Below are 17,268 nucleotides of genomic sequence, written 5' to 3' on the forward strand. Positions count from 1 at the left end.
AAAAAGCGCTTTCCAGCCAGATATGGGATGTTGATGAGGATTATGTAAGTACCATGGGCATGAAAATAATAGCCGGTCGTGCTTTCTCAAAAGCAATGAAAACCGATTCATCAGCATTAATAATTAACGAGGCTGCCGCTAAAATTTTAGGTTTTAAAGACCCTCTTAACAAAGAGTTGTATCAATCTTTGGATAACACAGCGAAAAAGTTAAAAGTGCTGCATATTATAGGGGTTGTGAAAGATTTTAACTTTAATACGCTTCGCGAAAATATAACACCGGTACTGTTTTCTTTGAACGAGAGCAGGGGCAGTATTGCCGTACGTATCAATACCGCCAAAACCACCGCGTTATTAGCACAGGTGAAAGAAAAATGGCATACCTTATCGCCCAACCAACAAATGGATTACTCTTTTATGGATGAGGATTTTGAAAATACTTACCGTACAGAGCAGCGCATGGGGAATATTTTTATAGCCTTTACCACCATGGCCATTGTTATTGCCTGCCTCGGCTTATTTGGCCTTGCTGCTTACGCTGCCGAGCAACGCACTAAAGAAATAGGCATCCGTAAAGTATTAGGTGCCAGCGTTTCTATTATAGTGGGCATGCTTTCCAAGGATTTTATAAAACTGGTTATTATAGCTATTTTGATAGCATCGCCGATAGCCTGGCTATCTATGCAGCAATGGTTGCAGGGCTTTGCTTACCGTGATGGTATAAAATGGTGGATAATAGCTGCGGCAGGGTCGGGGGCAATGGTAATAGCGTTTATAACTATCAGTTTTCAATCTATTAAAGCCGCGATGATTAACCCGGTTAAAAGCTTGAAAAGCGAATAGGATTAGATCAAGACAGGCAGTGAGGCAGGTCGATAAATGCACTACACAACATTAAAATCAACAATGTATGATCAAAAACTATTTTAAAATCGCTTTTAGGGGTTTTCGTAAGCACAAGCTGTTTACCCTTATTAATGTTGTTGGTTTATCAATAGGTATTAGTGCAGCGCTGGTAATTTACCTCATAGTGCACTTTGATTTTACGTTTGATAAATTTCATAAAGACAGCGACCGCATCTTTCGTGTAACAACCGATTATTCGTTCGCCGGTGAGGTTGGTCATAACAGCGGTGTTACTATGGCCCTGCCTGCCGCCGCAAGAACGGAGGCTACCGGGATTGATATAGTTGCACCTTTTTATATTTACGGGGAAACAACCGTTTTGATCCCTAATGGAGCAGTTGCCGATAACAAAATCAAAAAGCAAGACGGAATAATATTTACCGATGAGCAGTATTTTAACCTGATCAACTATAAGTGGATCAGCGGATCGGCAAAAACATCGTTAAAAGCACCAAACCAGGTGGTACTAACATCTACCCAGGCCAAAATCTATTTCCCAAAGCTAAATTATGAGGATATGATAGGCAAGCAGGTGATATATGACGACTCTGTTAAAACCACGGTTAGCGGGATTGTTGAACCTTTAAAAGAGAGAACGGACTTTGCTTACCATGATTTTATATCTTACATCAGTGGAAGTACCGATCACTACCTGAAGGATAATTTCGAGTTAGCGCAATGGGGAAATACCAATTCTGCATCACAGTTATTTATAAAGCTTTCGGCCAAAGCATCTGCCTCGCAGGTTGAAAAGCAATTGAATGTAATGTTGAAAAAACATGATCCGCCAAAGCCTGAAAGTAAGGGAAATACGCAGGGTTTTCATTTGCAGCCGCTTGAAACTATTCATTTTGACCAGGTATACGGCGGTATGGATGGCGTTAGAACGGCCAATAAAACTACCTTATATGGCTTGTTGGTTATTGCCGCATTCCTGTTGATATTAGGATGCATCAACTTTATTAATCTTACAACCGCGCAGGCATCGCAACGCGCTAAAGAAATTGGTATCCGTAAAACAATGGGTAGCACCCGCGGGCAGCTTATACTGCAGTTTTTAAGCGAAACCTTCCTCATTACCCTTTTCGCGGTTGTTGTGTCTGTAGCCTTAGCCCCGGTTATATTAAAACTCTTCGCCAGTTTTATACCCGAGGGAATTAAAGTAAACTACCTGCAACAGCCAGATCTGTTTATATTCCTGTTCGTACTGGTTGTATTGGTAAGCGTATTATCTGGTTTTTATCCGGCGCTTATGCTGTCGGGCTATAAGCCGGTTGATGTACTTAAAAATCAGGTACAAAGTGGCAGCAGTAAATCGCGCAATGCCTGGCTGCGTAAATCATTAACAGTAACACAATTTGTTATAGCCCAGTTTTTTATAATGGCAACTATACTGGTAAGCAAGCAAATATATTATGCGTTGCACAAAGATCTGGGCTTCAAAAAAGATGCTATAGTAAATATATCAACCCCGTTTAAACAAATAAACACCAACAAACAACAGGTGTTTATGAATAAGATAAGCGCTATACCTCAAATTGAAATGATAAGTGTTGGCGGTGCGCCGCCATCATCTGGTAATACAAACAGCACAACGGTTACTTATAAAGATGGTAAAAAGGAAGTTAAAACCGACCTGCAGCAAAAATTTGCCGACGAGAACTACTTGAAAGTTTACCAGATAAAACTATTGGCCGGGCGCAATTTAAGACCAACCGATACAACGGGTGGTGGCGCTGTGGTTATCAATAATACGTATGCTAAAATTTTAGGCTTCCGTAACCCGGCTGATGCCATTGGAAAAACGCTTGACTATAATGACAAGAAGAAGGAAATTATAGGTGTTACGGCTGATTTTTATCAGAAATCGTTACACTCGCCTATAAAACCCCTGGCTATTTTAATACCTGTAAATAATAAATGGAACAACCGCACTTTCCACATTGCCTTAAAAGCGCAAACTGCCGGTGGCGATGAGTGGAAAAAAGCTATTGCCGCTGTAGAGAAAGCATGGAAAAACATTTACCCCGAAGATGATTTTGAGTATAATTTTTATGATGAAAATATTGCCAAGTTCTACACTGCCGAGCAAAATACATCAAAGCTGCTAACCTGGGCAACGGGCTTATCTATCTTCATTAGTTGCCTTGGCTTATTGGGCCTGGCTATTTATACCACAACACAACGTACCAAAGAAATTGGTGTACGTAAGGTATTAGGCGCAACTGTAGCCCAGATAGTTACCCTGCTATCAACAGAACTAATATGGCTTATTGTACTGGCCTTTGTGCTGGTAACACCCCTGGCATACTGGGCAATGCACAAATGGATGGAAAACTTTGCCGACCGCACCAACATAAGCTGGTGGATATTTGCACTGAGTGGGTCTGGTATGCTCATGGCAGCACTGGTTACCCTTAGTTTCCAAACCATAAAGGCGGCAATTGCCAACCCGGTTAGGAGTTTAAGGAGCGAGTAATATCGTCTTGTCATCCTGAGCGATAGCGAAGGATCTATTCGATATGCATGTCGGCGAGTAGATGCTTCGCTATCGCTCAGCATGACAATTTAAATTTATAAAGCGATGGGTTTAATCTCATCGCTTTTTTGTTTAGTTAATAGATGTTAAAAATTATAATTTAACATCTATAGTGCTGATATTGTAGTATTAAACATCACCCAATGCCTAAATCATGATAAAAAACTACTTTAAAATAGCTCTTCGTAATTTAACAAGGCACAAGTTTTATACAGGTATAAATGTTTTTGGCCTGTCGCTGGGCATTGGCTGCAGTATCATCTTATTCCAGTTTATTACGTATCATATTAGTTTTGATACTTATCATCATGATGCCAAACAACTATACCGTGTGGTTGATGAGATGCATATACCCGATGGCAGTATTAATTATGAAAAAGGCGCACCAATGATATTGGCCAATGCGGTTAAAGCCCAGGTTCCGCAAGTAAAAAATGCGGCTATATTAATGGCGGATAAATCCTTCACGGTAGCTGTAAATAACAATACGGCCAACCCTAAGCTTTTTAGCGAACATGAGAATATAGCACTTACAGATAAGCATTTATTTGAGGTGCTTGATTATAACTGGGCGCAGGGTAACCCGGCTATCGCGTTAGCAGAACCAAATACGGCTGTTATTACTTCTGTGCTGGCTAAAAAATATTTTGGTGATACCGATGCAATGGGCAAAACCCTGTTAGTTGATAATCATTTACAGGTTAAAATCACAGGTGTATTGGCCCCCGGTAAAGGCAATACCGATTTCAAGGCCGACATGTTCATTTCTTTAGCATCTTTTGAACAGCTAAATCCCGATTTTGCAAAGCAGATGCGCAACGATTGGTATTTTATAAATTCGCATACTCATATTTTTTTGCAGCTAAATGATAACGCATCGCCAAAAACGGTTGAAAGTGCTATAACAGGTATTATCAAAAAAACTTTAGGTAATGATGGCAGCTGGTTTCATTATAAATTAATGCCTTTAAACGAATGGCATTTTGATGGCCATTATGCAGGTGTGATACAGAAACCATTACTGCTTACCCTGGGCTTAGTAGGCCTGCTGCTTATTATCATAGCCTGCGTTAATTTTATAAATATGGCTACCGCCCAAAGTACAAAAAGGGCCAAAGAAATAGGTACGCGTAAGGTGTTGGGAAGTACACCCTCGGCAATATTTTACCAGTTTATAGCAGAAACAGGCGTTATTGTATGTATTGCAGCATTATTATCAGTTGCCTGGGCAGCATTATTTATGCCTGTACTAAATACCTGGCTGGGTACAAGTTTAACCTTGGGCTTGTTTAGTGGTTATCAGCTACCAGTATTTTTATTTGCTGTATTTTTACTGGTGATATTAGCGGCGGGCTTTTATCCGGCAATCGTGTTAAGCCGTTTTAAACCCATACATGCCTTAAAAAATCAGGTAAACGCCAATGTTAAAACATCGCAGTTTACACGTAAAGGATTAATAATTGTACAGAATGTGATAGCGCAGGTGCTTATTATTTGTACCATACTCATCACCTTGCAAACCAAATTCTTAAAAAATACCGATCCGGGATTTGATAAGAATGCCATAGTAATGCTGCCTGTACCCGATAAGGCCAAGGCAAAAACAGATTACTTGCGAAATCTAATGCTTAGCAACCCGGGGGTTAAAAGCATATCATATTGTTATGATGCAGCTATTTCGACGTCGCAAAAGGGGGGCAGTGTTAAGTATGATACCCGCGATTGGGAAACTTTTACAGTGCTTTCTTCCATAGGCGATGCTAATTATGCTAAAACCTTCGGACTAAAAATTATTGCCGGCAGGGACTATGCCGAAAGCGACAGCAGCAAACAATATCTCATCAACGAAAAACTGGTGAAGATGTTAGGGGCGAAGTCGCCCGCAGAGGTTATTGGCCGCAAATTAACTTCCGGCGACCTTAATAATTCTGATGGAACCATTGTTGGCGTGGTTAAAGATTTTCATTCAAAATCCTTGTATAACGCCATGACGCCGCAACTCATCAGCACCGGCAGGGAGTATTACCGGTATGCAGCAGTGAAACTATCGGGTAACAATTTAGCTGCCGGGATAGATAACATTCGCAAGTCGTGGAAAACTGTTTACCCCGATTATGCCTTTGAGTATCATTTTTTAGATGAGCAGGTGGCACAATTTTACAATAAAGAAGAACTGCTTGGTAAACTAATAAAAGCAAGCACTATTGTAGCTATACTGATAAGCTGCCTGGGTTTGCTTGGCCTAATATCTCTCATAACTACTCAACGCATCAAAGAAATAGGTATCCGCAAGGTTTTAGGTGCGTCTGTAGCAGATATCACTGCGCTCATCTCAAAAGATTTTTTGAAATTGGTATTACTGGCAGTTGTGGTTGCCATACCGGTTGCCTGGTTAATGATGCACCAATGGTTGCAAAACTTTGCTTACCATATTGATGTGCCGGTTTGGGTGTTTATTGTTACCGCGGTTTTATCAGTAGTAGTTGCCTTAGTTACAACCAGTATCCAAACCATCCGGTCGGCCATTGCCAATCCAGTAAAAAGTTTAAGGAGCGAATAAGAAGATCCATAGCTTTTAATTAAACTAAACAGGGGCGAAAAAAAGCTAAAAAAAGTCATTTTTACCAGTGTTCATATTGACGCTTAATGAACTTGTGCAGAATGATAACAATGGCGCTGGCAATAACCCGTTAACTACGGAAAACTTATTTGCCTGGTACCAATTTGAAAAGTTTGAAACACTTGATTTTTCAGCTTTACAGGATAATTCCGATTTAAGAGAGGGAATACGCTATATGAGTGGAAAATTTAATCACATTTGCAATAACGGAATGGAAAGCAATCCTGTACCTCTACGTATGTTTTAAAGCCGTTTTAGGCATGATGGTAAAGTATGATTGAAAATAGAAGGTTGTTTGAACTTGACGCCATGAGAGGATTGGCGGCAAGTTCAGTTTTATTATTTCATTTTGGTGTATTTAAGTATGGTTGCACGGGTGTTGACTTGTTTTTTATCATAAGCGGCTTCGTTATATTCATGTCGCTTGAGAAGTCAGCAAGTCTAAAACGCTTTTGGCTCTCAAGGCTGATAAGATTGTTTCCTTCGTATTGGCTTTCTATTATCATTACGATTGCATCTGTCAGCCTTATAGGCCATGAAGTTTCTAAAGGTTTAGGGTTTGTAATAGGAAACGCATTAATGTTACAGCCGCTGTTTAAAACAACATATATAAACAGTGTGTATTGGACTTTGTATGTTGAGTTACTGTTTTACTCGGTTATGTCTTGTCTATGGTATATAAATCAACTTAAAAATATTGAATGGATAATTTTATTTGGGCTTATAGCTATCTCTCTGTTTAATGGTATTCACTTGCTTATTGGCAATAGTTCAGCATGGTATACGAGAACTTTTATTATAGGTCGTGCTTTGTTTCCTTTAGTCAGTCACTTCCAAACATTTGCAGCGGGTATAATTTTTTATAAATGGTATACGCAGGGTGTAACTAAAAGCCGGATATTCTTATTGTTGTTTACTATCATAGCTACCGGGCTATCTCACAATGACAGCGTGATGATTAATGGCTACTTAAATACTTTTGAGCATATTGTCTGCCTTGTGTTTTTTTACATAGCATTTGTGCTGGTTATTAAGAATAAAATGAAGTTTTTGAGGTTTAAGTTATTGATTTTGTTGGGTGCGATATCATATCCTTTATACCTAATACATGAGCCTGTAGCAGTTGGGCTTATGCATTATTTAGCCACTACTATTAGTACCCCTATTGCTATTGTTATTTCTTCTTTAGTCGGACTGATGCTATCATATTTAATGACTTATGGCTTTGATATACCAATGCGGCGCTGGTTGAAAAGGGAAATTATAGATTTTAAATCGCATTTAATGGAGGTTTAAATAGCGTTTAAACGCTATTTAAAAACACTTGCAAGCCGATAAAAAAGGTTACAAGTGGTTTTTATTTTCGGCACAAGTGGTTTTTGCGATTTTATTCATTTTGTTCCATTTTAAAAAAGTGGAACAGGTTATAAATATCTATTAGTATTTAAATATCAACGTATTATAAATTAAGTACTAAAGTGTTACTTTATATAAAAATTGAAAATTACATATTTTAACATATTGATTTACAATGTGTTATACGTGTTCCATTTCAAAAATGGAACAAGCGGAACAAGATCTGATAAATGACAAAAAAAATATTATGCTTGCATAGTATTTTTACTGGTAAACCTTCGGTCAAAATGCCTAATTTTACCGCAACCAATTATATAACATGAATAAAGTTGTGAGCGGTGCCGATGAGGCCATACGCGATATTGAAGACGGCATGACCCTTATGCTCGGCGGATTTGGCATGTGCGGCCTCCCCGAAAAAAGCATCTTAGCCCTTGTTAAAAAAGGAGTGAAAGATCTGACTTGTATATCTAATAATGCCGGGGTAGATGATTTTGGCATTGGGCTATTGCTGCACCAGCACCAGGTTAAAAAAATGATCTCTTCGTACGTTGGCGAAAATGCCGAATTTGAGCGCCAGCTGCTTAGCGGCGAACTGGAAGTGGAGCTGATACCGCAAGGTACGCTGGCTACCCGTTGTATGGCTGCCGGCTATGGTATGCCTGCTATATTCACCCCGGTAGGTATAGGTACCGAAGTAGCCGAGGGCAAGGAGGTTCGCAATTTTAATGGTAAAGATTACCTAATGGAAATGGCTTTTGATGCCGATTTCGCTATTGTAAAAGCCTGGAAAGGAGATAGGTTGGGTAACCTGGTGTATCGCTCTACCGCACGCAACTTTAACCCCGTTATGGCAATGGCCGGCAAGGTAACTATCGCCGAGGTAGAAGAACTAGTAGAACCCGGTGAGCTTGATCCGGATAATGTTCATACCCCCGGCATTTACGTGCACCGTATTTTTCAGGGTGAAAATTACGAGAAAAGGATAGAGCAGAGAACGGTTAGGAAGAAAAACTAAACATATGTTAGACAAAGAAGGCATCGCAAAGCGAATAGCTAAAGAAATAAAAGACGGTTACTACGTTAATCTGGGTATTGGTATCCCAACGCTGGTAGCCAATTATATCCCCGATGAGGTGGACGTAATCCTACAATCAGAGAATGGATTGCTGGGTATGGGGCCTTTTCCTTTTGAAGGGGAGGAGGATGCCGATACTATTAACGCGGGTAAACAAACCATCACCAAATTAGCCGGTTCGGCGATATTTGATTCAGCCATGAGTTTTGGGATGATCCGTGCGAAAAAGGTTAACCTGACCATCCTGGGCGCCATGGAAGTATCCGAAAATGGTGACATAGCTAACTGGAAAATCCCCGGTAAAATGGTGAAAGGCATGGGCGGTGCTATGGATCTTGTAGCATCCGCAGAGAACATTATTGTGGCCATGCAGCACGTTAACAAAGCAGGCGAATCAAAGCTATTGCCAAAATGCACGCTGCCTTTAACCGGTATTAACTGCGTTAAAAAAATAGTAACCGAACTGGCCGTACTCGATGTATTGCCCGAAGGTGGTTTCAGGTTATTGGAACGCGCGCCGGGCGTAAGTGTGGAAGAAATTAAGAAAGCAACCGCAGGTAAGTTGATTATTGAAGGCGAGATCCCGGAAATGGTGATATAAAAGCTTATATAGAGTAACAGATGATTAATTTGACTCACCCGGTCATTGCTTCGCTCGACCACCCTCTCTTCGCTGCGCGGAAAGAGGGTTTTGTATTTCTTCTCACCCTCTTTGCGAAGCAGAGGTCGCGCACGTAGTGCCGCGGGGTGAGTAAAAGTCCTCAGCATCACAAAACATTTCCAAAACTTATAGGCCTTACAATCAATTCCTTTATATTTACCGTCATGAACCATTTGATAGCCCCTTCTATATTAGCTGCTGACTTTGCCAACTTGCAACGCGATATTGAAATGATCAATAATAGCGAGGCAGATTGGTTTCATGTAGATGTGATGGATGGCATGTTTGTGCCTAATATCTCATTTGGTTTCCCGATAGTAAAGGCTACAAAACAACATGCCACCAAACCATTGGATGTGCATCTGATGATTGTTGACCCTGACCGCTACCTGAAAGATTTTGCGGAAGCCGGAGCGGATAGCATTACCGTGCATTTCGAGGCTTGTCCGCATTTGCACCGTACTGTACAGGTAATAAAGCAATTAGGCTGCAGGGCAGGGGTGGCCATTAACCCCGCTACACCTACTGCAATGTTAAAAGATATTATTGCCGATCTGGATATGGTTCTGGTAATGTCTGTTAACCCCGGTTTTGGCGGACAAAAATTTATTGAGCATACCTACACTAAAATAGCCGAGGTTAAAGCCATGAGCGCGAACTCCAACCCAAACCTATATATTGAGGTTGATGGTGGAGTGAGCAACCAGAATATAGCAAAGCTGATAGAAGCCGGTGCCAATGTTTTTGTAGCAGGTAATTCGGTATTCTCGGCGGCAGATCAATCTGCGGAAATTGCCCAACTAAAGCGATCGTGATTATCAGTTTGATAATTTTAAGCCATTATAAAAGCCTTGTAATGGTATAATTGCAAATCAAGGGCCTTTTCTTTATAAAATTCCACTTTTTATAAAATTGTAAAAAATAGTCTATAAAACTTGTCGAATTTATTAACTTCGGCCTTTCTTAATACAAAGTTGATAATTAGTTATTAGTCAAATATAGTTCAACATTATGAAACATAATTTCGGTGCCGGCCCCGGCATACTACCTCACGAAGTTTTAAAACAGGCTGCTGCTGCAGTAATTGATTTTAACGGAACTGGCCTTTCCTTGCTGGAAATTTCACACCGTTCATCGGAATTTGAAGCAGTATTAGATGAAGCCGTAAAACTTGTGAAAGAACTTTTCAGCGTTCCTGAAGGTTATTCTGTTTTGTTTTTACAAGGTGGAGCAAGCACACAGTTTGCATTGGCGCCTTATAACCTTTTACCGGAAGGTGGCAAAGCCGCTTACCTGGAAACAGGTGTTTGGGCAAACAAAGCCTTAAAAGAAGCTAAGTTTTTTGGTGAAGTAGAAATTGTTGCCACATCAAAAGAAAGCAACTTTACTTACATCCCTAAAGATTATACTGTGCCTGCTGATGCAGCTTATTTCCACATTACATCAAACAATACCATTTACGGTACGCAGCTACAAGAGTTCCCTAAATCGCCTATCCCTGTGGTTTGCGATATGTCGTCAGATATATTTAGCCGTACAGTAAACGTTGCTGATTTCGGTTTAATTTATGCCGGCGCTCAGAAAAACATGGGTCCTGCAGGTGTTACTTTAGTTATTGTTAAGGATGACTTGTTAGGTAAAACAGGCCGTAAAATACCGGCTATGTTTAACTATCAGGTACAAATTGAAGGTGGCTCAATGTATAACACGCCTCCTTGTTTTGCTATCTACGTATCCATGCTTACCCTTAAATGGTTAAAAGCAAAAGGCGGCGTTCCTGCTATTGAGGCAGAAAACAACGAAAAAGCAAAAGTACTTTACGAGGAAATTGACCGTAACCCATTGTTTAAAGCGGTTGCCGCGGTTGAAGACCGTTCACGTATGAACGTTTGCTTTGTTACTGAAAACCCGGAACTGGAAAAACCATTCCTGAAATTATGCGACGAAAAAGGCATAGTAGGCTTAAAAGGCCACAGAAGTGTAGGTGGTTTCCGCGCTTCAATATACAACGCATTGCCAATAACCAGCGTTTATGTGCTGATTGATGCCATGCGCGAGTTTGCTGAAAAAAATAAATAGGTTAGTTCATTGGTTCATTGGTTTACTTGTTCATTTGTAATGAAGCAGACCAATGAACTAATGAGCAAATGAACTAATGAACATATAAAATCATGATCAAAATATTAGCTAACGATGGTATCGACCCAATTGGTAAAAAAATGTTGGAAGATGCCGGGTTCTTTGTAGAAACCAATAACATCCCACAGGATGAATTGCCTGTACGTTTACAGGAGTTTGATGCTATAACTGTACGTAGTGCTACTAAAGTGCGTGCTGCTTTAATTGATGCCTGCCCAAATCTTAAGCTTATTGGCCGCGGTGGCGTAGGTGTTGATAATATTGATGTTGACTATGCCAAATCAAAAGGCATAGGCGTATACAATACACCTGCTTCATCATCATTATCTGTCGCCGAACTGGTTTTTGCGCAACTTTTTACCGGTGTGCGTTTCCTGCATGACAGTAATCGCAAAATGCCGGTTGAAGGCGGCACTAAATTTAACGACCTTAAAAAGGCTTATGCCAAAGGTGTTGAGCTGCGTGGCAAAACATTAGGTATTGTAGGCTTTGGCCGTATTGGCCGCGAGGTTGCCAAAATTGCCATAGGTGTTGGGATGGATGTAATTGCTTACGATCTGTTCGAATTTAACCCCGAAGTTGAGGTTGTTTTAGGTACAGGTGGTACTAAAGTTAACGTAACTGTTAAAACAGCAACGCTTAACGAGATCATCAAAACCGCTGATTTTATAACCTTGCACACGCCATTCATTGACAAAGCCTTAATTGGTGCTGAAGAATTAGCGCAAATGAAAAAAGGTGTTCAACTGATCAATATTTCACGCGGTGGATTAATTGACGAATTGGCATTGGTAGATGCATTAAATAGCGGCCAGGTATCATACGCGGCGTTAGACGTGTTTGATAACGAGCCAACCCCTCGTCAGGAGATCTTATCTCATCCAAAAATTTCATTAACCCCGCACATTGGCGCCGCCACAAACGAAGCCCAGGAGCGTATAGGTGTTGAACTGGCCAGCCTAATTATCGGCCATTTTAGTAAATAAGAAAACACTTTATTAAAGTAAAGCCCCTTGCGAATAGCAGGGGGCTTTTTTGTTATCCACTATTGTCATTGCGAGAAGCGTAGCGACGAAGCAATCTCTTTAAGCTATTCGTTTATGCATGGTGTACAATTGTCCTAAAGAGATTGCCGCGCTATCGCTCGCAATGACATGTGGTTGATTTATACACATCTATCCACGTTATTTTCTATTTTTACTAAATAATAATCCTTGTAAGATATGCGAGTTATTCATCCACCCAAACCTGGCGATTACCCGGAATATGCCATTATGTATATGAAGTTGATACCAACAGATGGTTTGATATTAAAGTATCTGCAGAACAACTTTTATAGGGTGAAAGAGCTTATTTATTCCCTGCCCGAAACTACCTTGTTACGCCGTTACGCACCGGGCAAATGGAGTATTAAAGAAGTGCTGGTGCACATTGTTGATGATGAGCGCATATTTGCCTACCGTGCGCTACGCTTTGCCCGTAACGAGCAGCAAAACCTGATTGGTTTTGATCAAGATAGCTACGCTACATATTCGGGTGCCGATAACCGCGACCTCGATAATATATTTGAAGAATACGAAGCCGTAAGGCGCTCAACTATAGCCTTATTCAATGGACTGCCCGAGGAAGCTTTTGACAGGATGGGACATGGTACTGGTACGGCCAATGATGCTACCGTAAGGGCATTGGCTTACCACATTGCCGGGCACGAGATGCATCACTATAATTTAATAAGGGCTAAGTATCTGACGATATAACGGCATGTAAATTGGTAATTCATTCACTATTTAATCTTGGTACAACTTTTCCATTAAAACTTAATGTTTCGCCGGGATAAGCATAGCTATCAGGCGGTATGGCGTCAGGATTTACAATTTGGATTAAACCGTTATCATTGACATATAAACCTGAATAATATGAGCTTTGGCCACATCTAACTATTTCCTTTTTATCACTATTGTTAAGCGCTATCATCCAAAATATGGGATCTTCTTTATCTAACCGCGTCTTTGCTTCGCTGTAAACATCAGCCCATTTCTTACCAACTTTAGACAATAAGAACATGAACAGCGGCTTATAATCATACCCGTAACGGCCGCTATTCATACCGATATGAGTTCGTTCATCGTTTAAAAATTCTTTTGTATTTCGTTGGTGACGAAAATCTCCTCCTCGTGAAACATGATGCTTTGTGCTTAACGATGCCTTATTTTCTTTTCTATATAAAACCTCTTTATCCCGTTTCATTGTTGAATTGTAATAACTGCAATTTACATTTTATGCTGTAATTAAAAATCCTATTTTTGCGATAAGTTCAAATCACGTTAGTATGTGATTCGTTTTATAATTTATTATTAATTAAAATTTAAATCATAGTTGTAGATGATTAGTATTACACTTCCTGATGGTTCCGTTCGTGAATACGACAAAGGGATCACTTCTATGCAGATAGCGCAGTCTATCTCTGAAGGTTTAGCACGTAACGTATTAGCTGCCGAAGTAAACGGCGAGGTTTGGGATGCAAGCCGCCCTATTGAAGAAGATTCGAGCGTTAAATTATTAACCTGGAACGATGCAAAGGGCAAATCAACCTATTGGCACTCATCCGCCCACTTATTGGCCGAAGCTTTAGAGGCCTTATACCCGGGTACCAAATTTGGTATCGGCCCGGCTATTGAAACAGGCTTTTATTACGATGTTGACTTTGGCGACCGCGAATTCTCGTCTGATGAGTTCAAGAAAATTGAAGACAAAGTTATTGAGCTGGCTAAAACCAAAAACGAATACATTCGCAAACCGGTTAGCAAAGCCGATGCTATTGCATATTTTACCGAAAAGGGGGATGAGTATAAACTCGACCTTTTGAAAGACCTGCCAGATGGTGGTATCACTTTTTACACACAAGGTAACTTTACCGACCTTTGCCGCGGCCCGCATATCCCTAATACAGGCGCTATAAAGGCTGTAAAGCTAATGAGTGTTGCCGGTGCATACTGGCGTGGCGACGAAAGCCGTAAACAGCTTACACGTATTTATGGGGTTACTTTCCCTAAAGCGAGCGAGCTTACTGACTATCTGCACCTGATAGAAGAAGCTAAAAAACGCGATCACCGTAAATTAGGTAAGGAACTGGAGCTGTTCGCATTCTCTGAAAAAGTAGGAGCGGGCTTGCCATTGTGGTTACCTAAGGGAACTGCCTTGCGCGAACGCCTGACTAACTTTTTACAGAAAGCACAGGTTAAATCTGGTTACGAGCAGGTTATTACGCCGCATATTGGTCATAAAAACCTATATGTAACATCAGGCCACTATGAAAAATATGGTGCAGATGCATTCCAGCCGATAAAAACCCCGCAGGAGGGAGAGGAGTTCTTTTTAAAACCGATGAACTGCCCGCACCACTGCGAGATCTATAAAACTAAACCACGCTCTTACAAGGACCTTCCGGTTAGGTTGGCAGAGTTTGGCACTGTTTATCGTTACGAACAAAGCGGCGAGCTGCATGGCTTAACTCGTGTACGTGGCTTTACACAGGATGATGCGCACTTGTTTTGCCGCCCGGATCAGGTTAAAGAGGAGTTTAAGAAAGTTATTGACCTGGTGCTTTACGTATTTGGTGCTTTGGGTTTTGACGATTATACTGCACAGATCTCTCTGCGTGATCCTAATAACAAAACCAAATATATTGGTACTGACGAGAACTGGGCTTTAGCAGAATCTGCTATTATTGAGGCCGCTGCCGAGAAAAACCTAACCACTGTAGTTGAATTAGGCGAAGCGGCTTTCTATGGCCCTAAGCTTGATTTTATGGTTAAGGATGCTTTAGGCCGTAAATGGCAGTTGGGGACTATCCAGGTAGATTATAATTTACCCGAGCGTTTCGAGCTTGAATATACTGGTAGCGATAACCAGAAACACCGCCCGGTGATGATACACAGGGCGCCATTTGGTTCACTGGAACGTTTTGTTGCCGTATTGATAGAGCATTGTGCCGGTAATTTTCCGCTTTGGTTGTCTCCCGAGCAATTTATTATCCTGCCTATATCCGAAAAGTATGAAGAATATGCAAAAAAACTTTCAGATGAGTTAAAAGATTCCGATATTTGCGGGCTGATTGACTTTAGAGATGAGAAAATTGGTCGCAAAATACGCGACGCTGAAGTTAAAAAGATCCCTTATATGCTTATAGTAGGCGAAAAAGAGGCAACCGAAGGGTTAGTTTCTGTTCGTAAACATGGTACAGGCGATTTGGGAAGCATGAGCATTGAAGATTTTAAACAACAAATAATTAAAGAAATAACAGTATAACTTGGCTTTAAACAAACCTTTCAACAGAGGACCAAGGCTTCCATTTAAGAAAAAAGAAGCCGAACATAATATCAACCAGTTTATTAGGGCACAGGAAGTGCGCCTTGTAGGTGATAACGTTGAGCAGGGCATATTCTCGTTAAGAGATGCTTTGGCCATCGCACAGGAACAAGAACTTGACCTGGTTGAGATATCTCCAAACGCTGTACCTCCCGTTTGTAAAGTAACCGATTATAATAAATTCGTTTACGAACAAAAGAAGAAGCTTAAAGAGATTAAGAGCAATGCCAAGCAAACCGTAATTAAAGAGATCCGTTTCGGGCCGAATACTGATGACCATGACTTTGAATTTAAATTAAAGCATGCACAAAAGTTTTTGGAAGCCGGCGAAAAAGTAAGGGCTTACGTACACTTTAAAGGCCGTGCAATTGTATACAAAGAACAAGGCGAGATATTATTGCTGCGTTTTGCACAGGCGCTTGAAGATTTAGGTAAAGTAGAGCAATTACCAAAGCTGGAAGGTAAACGTATGTTTTTAACGGTTGCTTCAAAGGCACAGAAGAAATAATATTAATATGCAGATGTGCAGATTTCAAATGTGCATATGCTGTTTTGAAAATAAAACGTTGAGATAACGTCAATCATCTAAAAACAAATAAATAGAGTTATGCCAAAAATGAAAACCAATTCCAGTGCAAAAAAGCGTTTTAAGCTTACTGGAACCGGTAAAATTGCCAGAAAAAACGCATTCAAAAGCCACATCTTAACCAAGATGTCGACTAAACGCAAGCGTAACCTTAGTCATACCAGCTTAGTATCTGCTGCAGACATGGGTAACGTAAAACGTATGCTTTGCATAGGCAAGTAATTAAACAAATTTTTTAACCAGGTATTAGAGTACAGAAGCTTCCGAGAGGGACACTCACTACCAAAAACAACACAAAATGCCACGTTCAGTTAACGCAGTCGCGTCGAGAAGACGCCGGAAAAGGATCATGAACCTCGCCAAAGGTTATTGGGGTTCAAGAAGCAAGGTTTATACCGTTGCAAAAAACACAGTAGAAAAAGGTTTACAGTACGCATATCGTGACCGTAAAACCAAGAAAAGGGAATTCAGAGCATTATGGATACAACGTATCAATGCTGGTGCACGCCAACACGGTATCTCTTACTCTCAATTAATAGGTAAGTTAGCCGCTAAAGAAATTGGTTTAAACCGTAAGGTATTAGCTGATTTAGCGATGAACCACCCTGATGCTTTCAAAGCCATCATTGATGCTGTAAAATAATTAGAGCATACTTTATAAGAAAAGGCCCCGAAATTCGGGGCCTTTTTTGTTGGTTGGTCAGTCTGAGTTTTAAGATCCGCGAGGCCTATGAGGGTGGAATGACATTATCTTTACGAAGCCGTGCAGCGTGACTGCATATATCATAGTGTATTTTGCCTGTGCCGGATTTGGATTTAATGGTGACATTATTTTGTCAGTACCTATTTTTTAAAATACTTATTATCAATCATTTATGTGTTCACGATGGTGTTCACGGCCGTGAACGTGAACACTTTTCACGCCATTTACTAACAAATGGTTCGACAGGCTCACCCTGACACCTGTGAATCACATCGGCGGATTTTCCGAACCTGGTTTCTGCTCCTCATCAACA

The 17,268-nt window shown here is 40.6% G+C and carries 15 protein-coding genes; 14 read left to right on the forward strand and 1 reads right to left on the reverse strand.

The features are described 5' to 3' along the window. From JWQ85_RS16340 to JWQ85_RS16385, 10 genes are all read left to right on the forward strand, one after another. Window positions 1–842: ABC transporter permease (locus JWQ85_RS16340; RefSeq protein WP_367186231.1), on the forward strand; the 842-nt coding region annotated here is incomplete at its 5' end. Window positions 843–909: 67 nt separating this feature from the next. After that, complete coding sequence (locus JWQ85_RS16345; RefSeq protein ID WP_299469878.1) at window positions 910–3,384, forward strand: ABC transporter permease; 2,475 nt, start codon at window positions 910–912, stop codon at window positions 3,382–3,384. A 214-nt stretch (window positions 3,385–3,598) separates the two neighbouring features. Then, the gene (locus JWQ85_RS16350) at window positions 3,599–6,004 is read left to right on the forward strand and encodes an ABC transporter permease (RefSeq protein WP_299469880.1); all 2,406 of its coding nucleotides are present in this window, start codon (window positions 3,599–3,601) and stop codon (window positions 6,002–6,004) included. Between the two features lie 333 nt (window positions 6,005–6,337). Next, a complete protein-coding gene (locus JWQ85_RS16355) occupies window positions 6,338–7,360 on the forward strand; it encodes an acyltransferase (RefSeq protein WP_299469882.1) in 1,023 nt (340 codons plus the stop codon). A 379-nt stretch (window positions 7,361–7,739) separates the two neighbouring features. Continuing rightward, entirely contained in the window at window positions 7,740–8,438 is a 699-nt protein-coding gene (locus tag JWQ85_RS16360; RefSeq protein WP_299469884.1) for a CoA transferase subunit A, read from the forward strand. A 4-nt stretch (window positions 8,439–8,442) separates the two neighbouring features. Beyond that, on the forward strand, window positions 8,443–9,099 hold the full coding sequence (locus JWQ85_RS16365) for a 3-oxoacid CoA-transferase subunit B (protein WP_299469886.1): 657 nt from the start codon (window positions 8,443–8,445) through the stop codon (window positions 9,097–9,099). 224 nt (window positions 9,100–9,323) lie between these two features. Continuing rightward, window positions 9,324–9,974 (forward strand): ribulose-phosphate 3-epimerase, encoded by a 651-nt coding sequence (gene rpe / locus JWQ85_RS16370; protein ID WP_299469888.1) that lies wholly within the window; start codon window positions 9,324–9,326, stop codon window positions 9,972–9,974. Window positions 9,975–10,170: 196 nt separating this feature from the next. After that, the gene (gene serC, locus JWQ85_RS16375) at window positions 10,171–11,238 is read left to right on the forward strand and encodes a 3-phosphoserine/phosphohydroxythreonine transaminase (RefSeq protein ID WP_299469890.1); all 1,068 of its coding nucleotides are present in this window, start codon (window positions 10,171–10,173) and stop codon (window positions 11,236–11,238) included. Between the two features lie 92 nt (window positions 11,239–11,330). Further along, window positions 11,331–12,284 (forward strand): D-2-hydroxyacid dehydrogenase, encoded by a 954-nt coding sequence (locus JWQ85_RS16380; RefSeq protein WP_299469892.1) that lies wholly within the window; start codon window positions 11,331–11,333, stop codon window positions 12,282–12,284. Window positions 12,285–12,521: 237 nt separating this feature from the next. Next, the gene (locus tag JWQ85_RS16385) at window positions 12,522–13,055 is read left to right on the forward strand and encodes a DinB family protein (RefSeq protein ID WP_299469894.1); all 534 of its coding nucleotides are present in this window, start codon (window positions 12,522–12,524) and stop codon (window positions 13,053–13,055) included. Between the two features lie 19 nt (window positions 13,056–13,074). Here the strand turns inward: JWQ85_RS16385 and JWQ85_RS16390 are convergent, their stop codons facing one another. Further along, a complete protein-coding gene (locus JWQ85_RS16390) occupies window positions 13,075–13,545 on the reverse strand; it encodes a hypothetical protein (protein WP_299469896.1) in 471 nt (156 codons plus the stop codon). A gap of 135 nt (window positions 13,546–13,680) precedes the next feature. Here JWQ85_RS16390 and thrS point away from each other — a divergent pair, with 135 nt between their 5' ends. The 4 genes from thrS (at window position 13,681) to rplT (ending at window position 16,895) form a co-directional block, all read left to right on the forward strand. After that, window positions 13,681–15,606, forward strand: a complete 1,926-nt coding sequence (gene thrS / locus JWQ85_RS16395) for a threonine--tRNA ligase (RefSeq protein WP_299469898.1) — start codon at window positions 13,681–13,683, stop codon at window positions 15,604–15,606. A 1-nt stretch (window position 15,607) separates the two neighbouring features. Next, entirely contained in the window at window positions 15,608–16,174 is a 567-nt protein-coding gene (infC, locus tag JWQ85_RS16400; protein WP_134337813.1) for a translation initiation factor IF-3, read from the forward strand. Between the two features lie 99 nt (window positions 16,175–16,273). After that, window positions 16,274–16,474 (forward strand): 50S ribosomal protein L35, encoded by a 201-nt coding sequence (rpmI, locus tag JWQ85_RS16405; protein ID WP_256537078.1) that lies wholly within the window; start codon window positions 16,274–16,276, stop codon window positions 16,472–16,474. A 76-nt stretch (window positions 16,475–16,550) separates the two neighbouring features. Continuing rightward, complete coding sequence (gene rplT / locus JWQ85_RS16410; RefSeq protein ID WP_067059791.1) at window positions 16,551–16,895, forward strand: 50S ribosomal protein L20; 345 nt, start codon at window positions 16,551–16,553, stop codon at window positions 16,893–16,895. Window positions 16,896–17,268: the final 373 nt, after the last annotated feature.

The organism is Mucilaginibacter sp. (genome assembly GCF_028288105.1).
GTDB lineage: Bacteria > Bacteroidota > Bacteroidia > Sphingobacteriales > Sphingobacteriaceae > Mucilaginibacter.